The sequence below is a fragment of the Achromobacter aloeverae genome (genome assembly GCF_004121055.1).
Taxonomy (GTDB): domain Bacteria; phylum Pseudomonadota; class Gammaproteobacteria; order Burkholderiales; family Burkholderiaceae_B; genus Bordetella_C; species Bordetella_C aloeverae.
This window is the reverse complement of sequence record NZ_PYAL01000002.1, coordinates 469,211-481,822: the sequence shown is the minus strand read 5'-3', so window position 1 is coordinate 481,822 and position 12,612 is coordinate 469,211. Positions and strand designations below refer to the sequence as shown.

12 protein-coding genes are annotated in these 12,612 nt (G+C 66.4%); 8 read left to right on the top strand and 4 right to left on the bottom strand.

Translation table 11 applies throughout. From position 1 onward, the window contains the following. Window positions 1-4 precede the first annotated feature (4 nt). A complete protein-coding gene (locus C7R54_RS09095) occupies window positions 5-817 on the bottom strand; it encodes a shikimate dehydrogenase family protein (protein ID WP_129149870.1) in 813 nt (270 codons plus the stop codon). Between the two features lie 267 nt (window positions 818-1,084). Here C7R54_RS09095 and C7R54_RS09090 point away from each other — a divergent pair, with 267 nt between their 5' ends. Beyond that, complete coding sequence (locus tag C7R54_RS09090; RefSeq protein ID WP_129149869.1) at window positions 1,085-1,798, top strand: GntR family transcriptional regulator; 714 nt, start codon at window positions 1,085-1,087, stop codon at window positions 1,796-1,798. 60 nt (window positions 1,799-1,858) lie between these two features. After that, window positions 1,859-2,929 carry a glycerol dehydrogenase gene (locus tag C7R54_RS09085; RefSeq protein ID WP_129149868.1) on the top strand — a complete coding sequence of 357 codons (1,071 nt, stop codon included), beginning with the start codon at window positions 1,859-1,861 and terminating at the stop codon, window positions 2,927-2,929. A 70-nt stretch (window positions 2,930-2,999) separates the two neighbouring features. On the opposite strand, the gene kce is transcribed toward C7R54_RS09085, so the two are convergent. The 3 genes from kce to C7R54_RS09070 form a co-directional block, all read right to left on the bottom strand. Next, window positions 3,000-3,935: a 3,5-dioxohexanoate:acetyl-CoA acetone transferase gene (gene kce / locus C7R54_RS09080; protein WP_129149867.1), complete on the bottom strand. Its 936-nt coding sequence runs from the start codon at window positions 3,933-3,935 to the stop codon at window positions 3,000-3,002. A gap of 73 nt (window positions 3,936-4,008) precedes the next feature. Next, entirely contained in the window at window positions 4,009-4,947 is a 939-nt protein-coding gene (locus tag C7R54_RS09075; RefSeq protein WP_129149866.1) for a 3-hydroxyacyl-CoA dehydrogenase, read from the bottom strand. A gap of 17 nt (window positions 4,948-4,964) precedes the next feature. Then, window positions 4,965-5,747, bottom strand: coding sequence for an SDR family oxidoreductase (locus C7R54_RS09070; protein ID WP_129149865.1), 783 nt, complete (start codon window positions 5,745-5,747; stop codon window positions 4,965-4,967). Between the two features lie 357 nt (window positions 5,748-6,104). On the opposite strand from C7R54_RS09070, the gene C7R54_RS09065 reads away from it, so the two are divergent. From C7R54_RS09065 to C7R54_RS09040, 6 genes are all read left to right on the top strand, one after another. Then, window positions 6,105-7,304, top strand: a complete 1,200-nt coding sequence (locus C7R54_RS09065; RefSeq protein WP_129149864.1) for an ABC transporter substrate-binding protein — start codon at window positions 6,105-6,107, stop codon at window positions 7,302-7,304. A gap of 137 nt (window positions 7,305-7,441) precedes the next feature. Beyond that, window positions 7,442-8,308 carry a branched-chain amino acid ABC transporter permease gene (locus C7R54_RS09060; RefSeq protein WP_129149863.1) on the top strand — a complete coding sequence of 289 codons (867 nt, stop codon included), beginning with the start codon at window positions 7,442-7,444 and terminating at the stop codon, window positions 8,306-8,308. A gap of 12 nt (window positions 8,309-8,320) precedes the next feature. Then, complete coding sequence (locus tag C7R54_RS09055) at window positions 8,321-10,102, top strand: branched-chain amino acid ABC transporter ATP-binding protein/permease (protein WP_129149862.1); 1,782 nt, start codon at window positions 8,321-8,323, stop codon at window positions 10,100-10,102. After that, entirely contained in the window at window positions 10,095-10,799 is a 705-nt protein-coding gene (locus C7R54_RS09050; protein ID WP_129149861.1) for an ABC transporter ATP-binding protein, read from the top strand. Before C7R54_RS09055 ends, C7R54_RS09050 begins: the two co-directional genes overlap by 8 nt. Window positions 10,800-10,813: 14 nt before the next feature. Then, window positions 10,814-11,806, top strand: a complete 993-nt coding sequence (locus C7R54_RS09045) for an NAD(P)H-quinone oxidoreductase (RefSeq protein WP_129149860.1) — start codon at window positions 10,814-10,816, stop codon at window positions 11,804-11,806. Then, window positions 11,803-12,609 carry an SDR family oxidoreductase gene (locus C7R54_RS09040; RefSeq protein ID WP_129149859.1) on the top strand — a complete coding sequence of 269 codons (807 nt, stop codon included), beginning with the start codon at window positions 11,803-11,805 and terminating at the stop codon, window positions 12,607-12,609. Before C7R54_RS09045 ends, C7R54_RS09040 begins: the two co-directional genes overlap by 4 nt. Window positions 12,610-12,612: the final 3 nt, after the last annotated feature.

The following is a 12,612-nucleotide window of genomic DNA, read 5'->3' as shown; positions in this document are numbered from 1 at the left end:
GACCTCAAGCCACGGCCGTCGGCCCGCGCACGCCCAGGAAGCGCGCCATCAGGGCGATCTGCGCGGCCAGCATGGGTGCGCCATGGTGGATGGCGCAGCCGCGCTGCGCGGCCGCTTGCAGCAGCGCCGTTACACGCGGCTGCATGATGATCTCGCATACCCGCTGGCCGGGCGCGAGCCGCGTCGTGTCGAGCGGCAGCGGGTCGTCTTCGCGCAGGCCCAGCGAGGTCGCGTTGACCACCAGGTCGTGGCCGGAGGGATCGGGCGTGCCCACGCTGACCACGGCGGCAGGGTCCAGGCGCGCCAGGCGTTGCTTCAGGTCCTCCGCCTTGGCACGGGTGCGGTTGGCGATGGTCAGGCGCGACACGCCGGCCTGCACCAGCGCGAAGGCGATGGCGTTGGCCGCGCCGCCCGCCCCCGCCAGGTAAGCGCTGCGGCCGCGCGGATCCACGCCGGCATCGCGCAGGCCGCCGACGAACCCTTCGCCATCGAGCATATGTCCGACCAGCCTGCCATCGGCCTCGCGCCGCACCACGTTGGCCGCGCCGATCAGGCGCGCGCTGTCCGTGACCTCGTCGCACAGCTCGACGATGGCGGTCTTGTGCGGCACGGTGACGATGACGCCGCCCAGGTTGCGCAGCCCGCGCAATCCCTCCACCACGCGCGCCAGCGTATCCGCGCCCGCATGCAGCGGCACCAGGACGCCATCGTGGTCCAGCGCGGCGAAATGCTCGTTCATCCGCTGGGGCGTCTGCACGTGGTGGATGGGGTCGGCCAGGATGCCGTAGACCCGGGTTACACCGGTAATGATCTTCATCGTCCTTTCCCTTGTATTCCCTTGTAGCGTGGTACACCGACGCCCGTGCCGCGTGCGCGGCGCCGGGCGATGACGGGCGTGGGAGCCTGGCGCGCCAGGCCTTCCGGCATGGCGACAACCAGAGCGACAACCACAGCGGCGGCCGCGGCGACGGCGATCCGGTTGCCGGTCCGGCAATAAAATATATGATATATAATATAGCGACTGAGCCGAGAAAAGCGCATCGCACGCTAAAATTTCCTCTCCCCTTTTTTCGACGCGCGAGACATGGTCAACCTGAAGCCGGTCAAGAAGGAAAATCTTTCTGTCCGGGTCTACAACGAAATCCGCGAAGCCCTGATCAACGGCCAGTACGAGCCGGGCGAACGCCTGATCATCGGCGAACTTGCCCACGCACTGGGCGTCTCCATCACGCCGGTGCGCGAAGCCATTTTCCGCCTCATCAGCGAACAGGGCCTGGAGATGCAGGCGGCCACCGCCGTCTATGTGCCCTACGTCAATTCGGCCAAGCTCAGCGAGATCCAGCAGATCCGCTTCCACCTGGAAGGCATGGGCGCAGCGGAGGCCGCGCGGCAGATTACGACCAAGCAACTCGACAACCTGGTTGCCCTGCAAGCCCAGTTCATCGGCTGCACGGCCACCGATCCCAAGCGCGCCAGCTACCTGAACCGCAAGTTTCATTTCGCGATCCTCGAAGCCAGCCGCATGCCGGTCCTGCGCAACACGGTGGAATCGTTCTGGGTCATTACCGGTCCCATCCTGAAAGTCTTCCACGTGAAGACGTCCGGCCTGGACTATTCGCAAGGCCAGCACCGGCATGAAGCCGTGCTGGACGCCCTGAAGGCGCGCGACCCCGAGGCCGCGCGCGCCGCCTTGCAGGCCGACATCACCTGGGGCGGCAAGATCATGATCGATTGGCTGGTCGAGAAAGAGAAAGAGCAGGAGGCGCTCGAAACAGCCGCCATGTCGGCGAAAAAATGACCGCCGCCGGGCGAGGCGCGAAAACGCCCCGGCGCGCGCGCAATACGACGAGGAGACAGCATGCTGAAAATATTCGGCGGTCCCAGCCGCTACATCCAGGGACCGGATGCCATCGCGCACCTGGGCGAAACGATGGCGCTGTTCGGTCCGCAGGCCGCGCTGGTCATCGACAGCTATGTCCTTGACGTCCATGGCGCGCGGCTGCGCGACCTGTGCGCGGCCAGCGGCGTCGACACGCATGTGCTGGCAGTGGAAGGCGAAATGACCCCGGCGTCCATCCAGGACCTGTGCCGGCGTGCCGCCGCGACCCCGGCCCGCGCCGTCGCCGCCGTGGGCGGCGGCAAGGCGCTGGACGCCGGCAAGGCCGTGGCGCGCGCCCTGCACTGCCACCTGGTCACCGTGCCGACGGTCGCTTCCAACGATGCCCCCACCAGCAAGAACTATGTGCTCTATGACGACCGTCACAACCTGGTGGCGGTGGAACACATGCTGTTCAACCCGACCATGGTGCTCGTCGATACGGCCCTGGTGGCCACCGCGCCCGCGAATTTCTTTCGCGCCGGCCTGGGCGATGCGATTTCCAAGAAGTTCGAGGCCGCGCAATGCCACGCCGCGGGCGGCCCGAATATGTATAACGGTACGTCCACGCTTACCGCGCAACTGATCGCCGACGGCTGCTATCGCACCCTGCTGGCCGATGGCGCCGCGGCGCTGGCCGCGGCCGGCAGCGGCCAGCCCACGCCGGCTTTCGAGCGTGCGGTGGAAGCCATGATCCTGATGAGCGGCCTGGGTTTCGAAAGCGGCGGCCTGTCCATCGCCCACGCGCTCACGCGCGGCCTGCCGCGCATCGCCGGCGTGGGTCATGCCCTGCATGGCTTGCAGGTGGCCGTGGGGCTGCTGGTTCAACTGGAGCTCGAAAGGCGCGACGATGCGGTATTGGCGGGCCTGGAAGACTGGTACGCCGCCGTCGGATTGCCCGTCACGCTGAAGGACCTGGGCGCCAGCGGCATCGACGACGGCCAATTGCGCACGGCCGCCGAACTCACCTTGAACGCCCGTCATGCCGCCAACTTCGGCCATGCGCTTACCGTCGAGGAACTGGCCGGCGCGTTGAAGCGCCGCGCGGGATAAAGGTCTTGGGGCGGCGCCCGTCCCGGCCGCCCCGCCATTGCCATTGTCGTTGCAGCGCCGCCCCGGCCGGCTAGAACGCGACGTTGTCGCCGCCCTTCAGGCCCAGCTTCTCGCGGGCCTCGTCCGGCGTCGCTACGTCCAGGTTGAGCGCTTCGATGATGGTGCGTATGCGTTCCACCTGCGACCGGTTGGACTGCGCCAGTTGCCCCGGCCCGATCCACAACGAATCCTCCAGGCCGACGCGCACGTTCGAGCCCATCGCCGCACCCATGGTCGCAAGCGGAATCTGCGCGCGGCCGGCGCCCAGGATGGACCATTCATAGCCGCCCACGCCGAACAGCCGGTCGGCCGTGCGCCGCATGTGCATCAGGTCCTCCGGATCCGGGCCGATGCCGCCCAGGATGCCGAAGACCGACTGGATGAAGGGCGGCGACTTGATCAGGCCGCGGTCCATGAAGTGCTTGAGGTTGTACAGGTGGCTGATGTCGTAGCACTCGAACTCGAAGCGCGTGCCGTTGGCATTGCCTATGGTCAGGATGTCCTCGATGTCCTGGTATGTATTGCGGAAGATCAGCGAACGGCTGTTCTCGAGGTGCTCGCGCTCCCAGTCGTGCTTGAACTCCTTGAAGCGGTCGAGCATCGGGAACAGGCCGAAGTTCATTGAACCCATGTTCAGCGACGCGACCTCCGGCTTGAAGGTCGAGGCCGGGCGCATGCGTTCGGCCACCGTCATGTGCGGGCTGCCCCCGGTGGTGATGTTGACGACCGCGTCGGTCTCGGCCTTGATGCGCTTGAGGAAGGGTTCGAACAGCGCCGGATCCTGCGACGGCTTGCCCGTCTCGGGGTCGCGTGCGTGCAGGTGCAGAATGGCCGCACCCGCGCGGGCGGCGCCGATGGCCGCCTCGGCGATCTCATCGGCCGTCACCGGCAGGTGCGGCGACATGCTGGGCGTATGGATGGCGCCGGTAACGGCGCAGGTGATGACGACTTTCCTCTTGCTGGCCATATGTCTTCTCCGTGGTGGTGCTGTATTTATTCATGTGCCTTGATTCATGTGCCGGCGAACTTCCCCGGACCGGCTACCTGCCTTCTTCCTCGGCCTGCTGTTTGTGCCGCAGCAGCCGCATCAAGCGTTCGTCGCGCCAGAAGCGGCGTTCATGCAGGTCCGCGGCCGGCAGGCGCTCGCGCCGCTGCGCCTCCAGGTCCGCCACCGCCGGCCCCTGCCACGCAGGCTCGCGCACCTGGCTGGCGCCGATGGACCGGTACATGCCGTTATAGCGCGCGCAGTAGTCGGCGATGCCTCCCGGCGCATTCAAGTCTATGGTTTCGAACGGCCCCATGAAGGACCAGCGCAATCCCAATCCGTCCTTCACCGTGGCGTCGATGTCCTCGACGCTGGCGTAGCCCTCCTCGGCCAGGCGCAAGGCTTCTTGCAGCAGGGCGCCCTGCAGGCGATTGAGTATGAACCCTTCGATCTCGCGCCGCACCACCACGGGCTTCTGTCCGACGTCGCGCAGGATGGCGGCGCAGCGCTCGATTACGTCCGGCGTCGTCCAGGGAGCGCCGCTCAGCTCGACAACGGGCACCAGGTAAGGCGGGTTCACGGGATGGGCCACCAGGCAGCGCGCCTGCCCCGGCACATCGCGCGAGAACAGGCTCGCGCGGATACTGGACGTGGAGCTGGCAAGGATGGCGCCGGCCGGCGCCAGGGCATCCAGCCGCAGGAACAGGGCCTGCTTGATGGCAAGGTCCTCGGGCGTGTTCTCCTGCACGTAATCGACGTCCGCCAGGGCGGCTTCCAGCGTGCCGGCCACGGCAACCCGCGCCAGGATGGCGTGGGGGTCTCCCGCCAGGCCATGGTCGTGCAAGGTGCGCAACTGCCGCGCAACGAGGGTGCGCGCTTCCTCGGCCTTGGCGGCGTCGCTGTCGTACAGGCGCACCGACCAGCCGGCGCGCGCGAAAACAATGGCCCAGCCCTGCCCGATCAGGCCCGAGCCGATGATGGCGGCGGTTCCCATGCTGGCATCCTCCGGGTTCAATAGAGTTTCTGCGTCAGGCCGTCGATGACGATGGCCTGGCCGGTGATGCTGCGCGCCGCGTCGCTGGCGTTGAACAGCACCATGTTGGCGATATCGCGCGCCGTGACCATGCGTCCCAGCACGGCCTGGTTCTCGTACTGCGCGGCGATCTCCTCGACCGGGCGCCCCAGCGTCTTCGCCTTGGCGTCGATCACCGCCCGTATGCGAGGCCCTTCCACCGCGCCGGGCAGGATCGCGTTGACCCGGATCCCGTAGGGCCCCAGCTCGATGGCCAGCGACTTGGTGAAGCCCACCACCGCCCACTTGGATGCCGAGTAGGCCGATCGCCCCGCGAAACCCAGGTGGCCGGCGGCCGAAGACAGATTGATCATCACGCCCGCGGAGGATGCCTTCAAGAGCGGCACCGCCAGGCGTGCGCACAGGAACTGCCCCGTGATGTTGACCGCCAGCGTGCGGTCCCAGTCGGCCTTGGACAGATCCTGGACGTAGCCCGTGGGGCCGGCCACGCCGGCGTTGTTGACCAGGATATCCAGGCCGCCCAGCGTCGCGCCGACCTCTTCGAACAATGCGGCGACGCTGGCCTCGTCCGCCACGTCGGCGACGGCCGTCGCCACCCCGGGCAAATCGCGCCTGAGTTCTTCCAGCCGCGCCGCGTTGATGTCGCACACCAACAAGGAAGCGCCGGCGGCATGGAACAGGCGCGTCATCTCCAGTCCCAAGCCATCGGCGCCGGCGGTAATCAATACCTTGCGGCCCTGCAAACTGCAATCCTCGAACATGCTCAGTCTCCTGTGTCGCCCTTTGGGTTGCCCTTTGGGGTGCCCTTGGGGTCGTCCTTGGGGTCGCCCTTTATATCGCCGCGTGTCGCCGCGGGAGCCCTGGATGGCGCCTCGCCGTCGCCCGCGATCCTGGGGTGGCCGCGCCCGTGGCCTTGGGGAAATCCCCCATGCACGCGCCCGGGTCGCCCTCTAGAATAAATCACGTGCCGGTGTGTGTTTTTAAAAAATATATCATATATTATGTACCATCCAACGCCGCACCCAAGGCCATCCCACCGGGGACCTACGGGCACCAAAAACAAGCACCTCACAAGCGGCAAGGCGTCGCGATCAGACCATCAACAAGGAGTGAGACATATGTTCAAGATCAGGAAAATCGCCCTGGCACTGGGCGCCTGCGGCGTACTGGCCAGCGCGGCGGCGCATGCCGACATCAAGGTCGGCGCGCTGTTTCCCTTCAGCGGCGCCCTGGCCTTGCTGGGCCAGGAAAGCTTCCGCGGCCTGGAGTTGGCGGTCAATGAAATCAACGCCGCCGGCGGCATCAATGGCGAGAAGATCGAGCTGGTCAAGGCCGACGCCGTCGATCCCAACCAGGCCGTCTCGGAAACCAAGCGCCTGATCTCCGCCAACGTCGTCGGCGTGTTCGGCAGCTATGCCTCCGGCATTTCCTACGCCGCGTCGCCGGTCACCGAACTGGCCGGCGTGCCCTATTTCGAACTGGGCGCCACGGCGCACAAGATCACCACGCGCGGCTACAAGTACCTGTTCCGCAGCAATCCCAACACCGCCCTGTACGGCGTCTCGGTGGTCAACGCCCTGCACGACATCGTCGCGCCCGGCATGGGCCTGACGCCCAAGGACATCAAGATAGGCATCATCCACGAAGACGGCCCCTACGGCACCGACGTGGCGGCCACCGAAAAGCAGCGCGCCGCGGAGCTGGGCTATACCGTCGCCGAGGTGCTGCCCTACTCGGCCAAGACCGTGGACCTGTCCTCGCTCATCCTGCGCCTGAAGGGCGCCGGCGTGAACGTGGTGCTGCAGACCGCCTACCAGAACGACGCCATCCTGTACTTCAACCAGGCCAAGGCCGCGGCCTTCAAGCCCAAGGTCGTCATCGGCGCCGGCGGCGGGTACTCGCTGGCCGACACCGCCAAGGCCGTGGGCGCGGGCATGAACGGCGTGTTCGACCTGGACTTCCCGCAATCCTCCATCAACCCGGCCGGCGCGCCGGGCCTGGACAAGTTCCTGCAAGCGTACAAGTCCACGTACAAGAGCGACCCGCAATCCGGCCACAGCCTGACCAACTACGTCGGCGCCAAGGTCTTCTTCGAGGCCATCGCCAACGCCAAGTCGACCGACAAGGACAAGATCCGCGCGGCCGTGCTGGCCTACAAGAAACCGGCCGGGCAATCGGCCAACGGTTGGGGCTTCGACTTCGGCGAAGATGGCCAGAACAAGGCTTCGGACTTCTACGTCATGCAGTGGCAGAACGGCCAGCTGGTCACCATCGCGCCCAGCAAGCTCGCCCTCGGCAAGCCCGTTTTCAATAAATAGGAAAACCCGGGCTGGGTTCCCGGCACGCCGCGCGGCGCCGGGAACCCCGAGACAAGTTGTAGGAAGGACGGGTCGCATCGCGACGGCGGGCGCCCGCGGGAGGCGCTCGCCCCGTCCTTCATCCGCGAGGCTGCTCCATGGATATCCTGATTCAACTCATCATCAATGGCCTGTTGCTGGGCGGCGCCTATGCGATCATCAGCCTGGGCCTGACGCTGATCTTCGGTGTCGTGCGCGTGGTGAACTTCGCCCACGGTGAATTCCTGATGGTGGGCATGTACCTCGTGTACCTGGCCGCCAGCCATTTCGGCATCCACCCCTATGTGGGCCTGGTGCCCGTGGCCATCATCCTGTTCGCGCTTGGCGCGGCGACCCAGCGGCTGGTGATACAGCCGCTGCTCAATGCCGACGAACATATTCAGATCTTCGCCACGGTGGGCATTTCCACCATCCTGCTGAACCTGGCCCTGGTCGTCTTCGGCGCCAACGTGCTGCGCGCGCCGGTGGAACTGGGCACCGACTCGATATCGGTCGGCAACTACGCCATGGTGACGGGCCAGTTGGTCACCTTCCTGGCCGCCCTGGCGCTGGCCATCCTGCTGCACCTGTTCATGCACCGCACCTACCTGGGCCGCGCCCTGCGCGCCGTCGCCCAGCATCGCTACGCGGCCATGCTGATGGGCGTCAACGTCAAGGCGGTCTACGTGCTGGCCTTCGGCCTGGGCACGGCCTTCGTCGGCATCGCGGCGGGGCTGCTGGCCCCGCAGTATCCGGTCTTCCCCACCGTGGGCACCTATTTCGTGCTGACCGCCTTCGTCATCGTCGTGCTGGGCGGCATGGGCAGCCTCTATGGCGCCGTGGCGGGGTCGATGATCATCGGCGTGGTCGACACGCTGGCCGGCTACTACATCGCGCCCGACCTCAAGGAGGTGGTGTATTTCGGCATTTTCCTGCTGATCCTCGTCTTGCGTCCGACCGGGCTGTTCGGCGTCGGCACGGAATAATAGGAGCGAGACATGATTCCGGATTTTCGCAGTCCCAAGGCTTATGTCAGCCTGATACTTCTGGTCGCCATGTTCCTCGTGCCCGCCATCCTGGGCACGCCGTTCTGGACCAATCTCTTCGTGCTGCTGTTCGTGTTCTCCGCCATGTCCGTGGCCTGGAACATCGTCGGCGGCTACGCCGGCCAGCTGTCGCTGGGCCATGCCGTGTTCTACGGCATAGGCGGCTACACGGCGACCCTGCTGACGCAGAACTTCGGCATCACGCCCTGGATAGGCATGCTGGCCGGCGCGGTGATTTCCGCGTTGGTGGCGGTGGTGATCAGCTACCCCACCCTGCGCCTGAAAGGCCCTTTTTTCGCACTGTCCACCATCGCCATCCTGGAAGTGGTGCGCCTGCTGGTCATCCATGAGGAAAGCTGGACCGGGGGCTCCAGCGGCATCAGCCTGCCGCTGAACATCGGCTGGACGTGGATGGTGTTCCGCGAAAAGATGAACTACGTCATCATCGCCTACGGCCTCTTCATCGTGGTGGTGTGGGCCTCGTGGATGATCCGCAAGTCGCGCATGGGGCATTACCTGATCGCCATCCGCGAACGCGAGGACGCGGCGCGCGCGGTGGGCATCAACACCGTCAACATGAAGATCCTGGCGGCGGTGATCTCGGCCGCCCTGACCAGCATCATAGGCAGCTTCCACATCACCTATCTCACCTTCGTCGACCCGGGCTCGGCGTTCTCGCTGGACCTGTCCATCCAGATCGCCATGTTCGCCTTGATCGGCGGCCTGGGCACGGTCAGCGGTCCCATCGCCGGCACCTTCCTGGTGCTGCCCATCGCCGAACTGGCGCGCGGCTGGCTGAGCGGCGTGGGCAACGGCATGCATGGCCTGGTCTACGGCCTGATCCTGGTCGGCGTGGTGCTGACCATCCCGCGCGGCCTGGCCGGCGCCTTCGGGCCGATGGTGGAACGCCTGCTGGACCGCCTGCCCTATCTGGGGACGCGGCGGCCGGCGGCAAGCCGCGCGACCCCGGCCGGGTCCGCCACCGGCGACGCGCAAGCAACGCCTGTCCTCAAGGCCGAGAACCTGTTCAAGAATTTCGGCGGCCTGCGCGCCACCAACGATGTCTCGCTGGAACTCGGACGCCACGAAATCCTCGGCGTCATCGGACCCAACGGGGCGGGCAAGACCACGGTGTTCAACCTGCTGTCGGGCTTCCTGGCGCCCGACCAGGGCCGGGTTTCGATGCGCGACGCCAGCGGCGCCTGGGTGCAGTGCGCCACGCCCAGCCAGTTCGCGCGCAAGGGGCTGGGCCGCACGTTCCAGATCGCCAAGCCCTTCACCGGCCTGTCCGTGTTGGAAAACATCATGCTGGGCGCGTTCATCAACACCGCCGACCGCGACGAGGCCGAGCAGATCGCCCGCGAGGTGGCCGAGCGCACCCACCTGACCCGCTTCCTGGATACCGAGGCGCGCAACCTCACGGTGGGCGGCATGAAGCGGCTGGAGATCGCGCGCGCCCTGGCCACCCGTCCGCGCATCCTGCTGCTCGACGAGGTCATGGCCGGACTCAACCCCACCGACATCGAAGAGGCCATCCGCATGATTCGCGGCATCCGCGACAGCGGCGTGTCCGTCCTGCTGATCGAGCACATGATGCAGGCCACCATGGCCCTGTCCGACCGCATCATCGTCATCAACGAGGGCGGCGTGCTGGTCAGCGGCACGCCGCGCGAGGTGGTCGAACATCCGGCCGTGATCGAGGCCTACCTGGGCAAGGACTACCAAGATGCTTAAAGTCTCCAAACTCTGCTCCGGCTATGGCAAGACCCAGGTGCTCAACGGCCTGGACTTCGAGGTGCATGCGGGAGAAATCGTCACGCTGATCGGCGCCAACGGCGCCGGCAAGACCACCACGTTGAAGACCTTGTGCGGCGTCATGGGCAGTACCGGCGGCAAGGTGGAATTCATGGGCCAGGACCTGACCAACCGCAACCCCTACGACATCGTCGACGCGGGCATCACCATGATCCCGGAGGGGCGTCAGCTGTTTCCGCATTTCACCGTGCGCGACAACCTGCTGATGGGGTCGTTCAAGCGCGCGGCGCGGGCCGGCGCCCAGCGCAAGATGGCCGAGGTCCTGGACATCTTTCCCCGGGTGCGCGAAAGGCTGGGCCAGTTCGCCGGTTCGCTGTCGGGCGGCGAGCAGCAGATGGTGGCGATCGCGCGCGGCATGATGGCGGATCCCAGATTATTGATGTTCGACGAACCGTCCCTGGGACTGTCGCCCCTGCTGGTGCAGCAGATGTTCGACGTCATCCGCCAGGTGACCGCCGTCGGCGTCACCGTGCTGCTGGTCGAGCAGAATGTCTTCCGGACGTTGCGATTGGCGGATCGCGGCTATGTGCTGGAAAATGGCGCAATCGTGCGTAGCGGCACCGGCCCGGAGCTGCTCAACGACCCGCACGTCAAGAAGGCTTACCTCGGACACTGAAACCGGAATTCATCATGGCTAAATTCAAGTACATCGATCACGGCCAGGGCGGCGCGCCCGCCTGCATGACGCTCGCCGAGCGCGAATGGGAACAGCCCGCCGGACGGCAGGTGCTGATCCAAGTGGCCTATGCGGGCATCAACCGCCCCGACTGCCTGCAACGCGCGGGCGCCTATCCCCCGCCCCCGGGCGCGTCCCCCTACCTGGGCCTGGAAGTGGCCGGGCGCATCGTCGCCATCGGGCCGGACGTGCGGGGACGCAAGGTGGGCGATGAAGTCTGCGCCCTGACGCCGGGAGGCGGCTATGCGGAATACGCCCTGGCCGACGAGCGGCATTGCCTGCCCGTGCCCAAGGGCATGGACCTGCTGGCCGCGGCTTGCGTGCCGGAAAACTACTTCACCGTGTGGACCAATGTGTTCGACCGGGCGCGGCTGGCCAAGGGCGAGAAGTTCCTGGTGCACGGCGGATCGAGCGGGATCGGGCTGACGGCCATCCAGCTCGCGCATGCATTCGGCGCCGAGGTCTGGACCACCGTGGGGAACGAGGAAAAGGCGCAGGCCTGCCGCAAGGCCGGGGCCGACCACGTGATCCTCTACAAGGAACAGGATTTCGAAGACGCCATCAAGGCCGGCACCGGCAAGCAAGGCGTGGATGTCATCCTGGATATGGTGGGCGGGGACTACATCAATCGGAACATCCGCTCGCTGGCGGTGAATGGCCGCCTGGTGCAGATTGCATTCCTGCAAGGCAGCAAGGCCCAGATCGACGCCACGCCCATCATGGTCAAGCGGCTGAACTTCACGGGTTCGACCTTGCGACCGCGCAGCGACGAGGACAAGGGACTCATCGCCCAGGCCCTGGCGGAGAAGGTGGTGCCGTTGATGGAACAGGGCAAATGCCTGCCGGTGATCCACAAGGTCTTTCCCCTGGCCGAGGCGGCTCAGGCCCATGCGCTGATGGAGAGCAGCCAGCATATCGGCAAGATAGCCCTCAAGGTGCAGGAATGAGCACGGCCGGCGGTGGTGTTGGGAACGGCGCGGCCGCGGGCGCGCGCTTCGCCGCGCAGACAGCCTATGTGACGGGCGCGGTCGGCGGCATCGGTTCGGCCATCGTGCGCGCGCTTGCCGCCGAAGGCGCCGCCGTCGGCCTCATCGACCGGGACCCCGAAGGCGGGGCCCGGCTGCAGGACGAGCTACAGGCCGCCGGCCACCGTGTGCTGTACGCCAACGCGGACGTGCAGGATTTCGACGCGTGCAGGGCGGCCTGCGACCAGCTGGGCGCGGCGCTGGGCGGCGCCGATATCCTGGTCAACAACGTCGGCATCTCGCCCAAGACCAATGGCCGCGCCCTCAAGGTCTGGGAAATGCCGCCGAAGGAATGGGAGACCGTCATGGCGGTCAACCTCAACAGCGTGTACTACATGGCGCACCTGACCACCCCGCACATGGTGAAACAGCGGCGCGGACGCATCATCAACATGTCTTCCGTCGCGGGCAAGGCCTATTGCGACATCGTCGCGGGGCACTATGCGGCCACCAAGGCGGCGCTGATCGGACTGACCCGGCACTGGGCGGGAGAACTGGGCGAGTACGGCATCACCGTCAATGGCCTGGCGCCGGGGCGCATCGCCACCCCGCTGCTCAAGAGCGTGCCGCGCGAAATCAATGACGCGGTGGCGGAGATTACCGCCCTGCGACGCCTGGGAACGCCGGAGGAAGTGGCGGATGCCTGCCTGTTCCTGGCGTCGGACCAGGCGCGCTTCATCACCGGCCAGGTGGTGGACGTGGCGGGCGGGTGGTTGATGACCTGACGG

Coding starts and splice junctions, on each gene's coding strand:
- C7R54_RS09055 (WP_129149862.1), top strand. CDS start 8,321: ATGATTCCGGATTTTCGCAGTCCCAAGGCTTATGTCAGCCTGATACTT.
- C7R54_RS09070 (WP_129149865.1), bottom strand. CDS start 5,747: ATGTTCGAGGATTGCAGTTTGCAGGGCCGCAAGGTATTGATTACCGCC.
- kce (WP_129149867.1), bottom strand. CDS start 3,935: ATGGCCAGCAAGAGGAAAGTCGTCATCACCTGCGCCGTTACCGGCGCC.
- C7R54_RS09045 (WP_129149860.1), top strand. CDS start 10,814: ATGGCTAAATTCAAGTACATCGATCACGGCCAGGGCGGCGCGCCCGCC.
- C7R54_RS09085 (WP_129149868.1), top strand. CDS start 1,859: ATGCTGAAAATATTCGGCGGTCCCAGCCGCTACATCCAGGGACCGGAT.
- C7R54_RS09075 (WP_129149866.1), bottom strand. CDS start 4,947: ATGGGAACCGCCGCCATCATCGGCTCGGGCCTGATCGGGCAGGGCTGG.
- C7R54_RS09040 (WP_129149859.1), top strand. CDS start 11,803: ATGAGCACGGCCGGCGGTGGTGTTGGGAACGGCGCGGCCGCGGGCGCG.
- C7R54_RS09065 (WP_129149864.1), top strand. CDS start 6,105: ATGTTCAAGATCAGGAAAATCGCCCTGGCACTGGGCGCCTGCGGCGTA.
- C7R54_RS09060 (WP_129149863.1), top strand. CDS start 7,442: ATGGATATCCTGATTCAACTCATCATCAATGGCCTGTTGCTGGGCGGC.
- C7R54_RS09050 (WP_129149861.1), top strand. CDS start 10,095: ATGCTTAAAGTCTCCAAACTCTGCTCCGGCTATGGCAAGACCCAGGTG.
- C7R54_RS09090 (WP_129149869.1), top strand. CDS start 1,085: ATGGTCAACCTGAAGCCGGTCAAGAAGGAAAATCTTTCTGTCCGGGTC.
- C7R54_RS09095 (WP_129149870.1), bottom strand. CDS start 817: ATGAAGATCATTACCGGTGTAACCCGGGTCTACGGCATCCTGGCCGAC.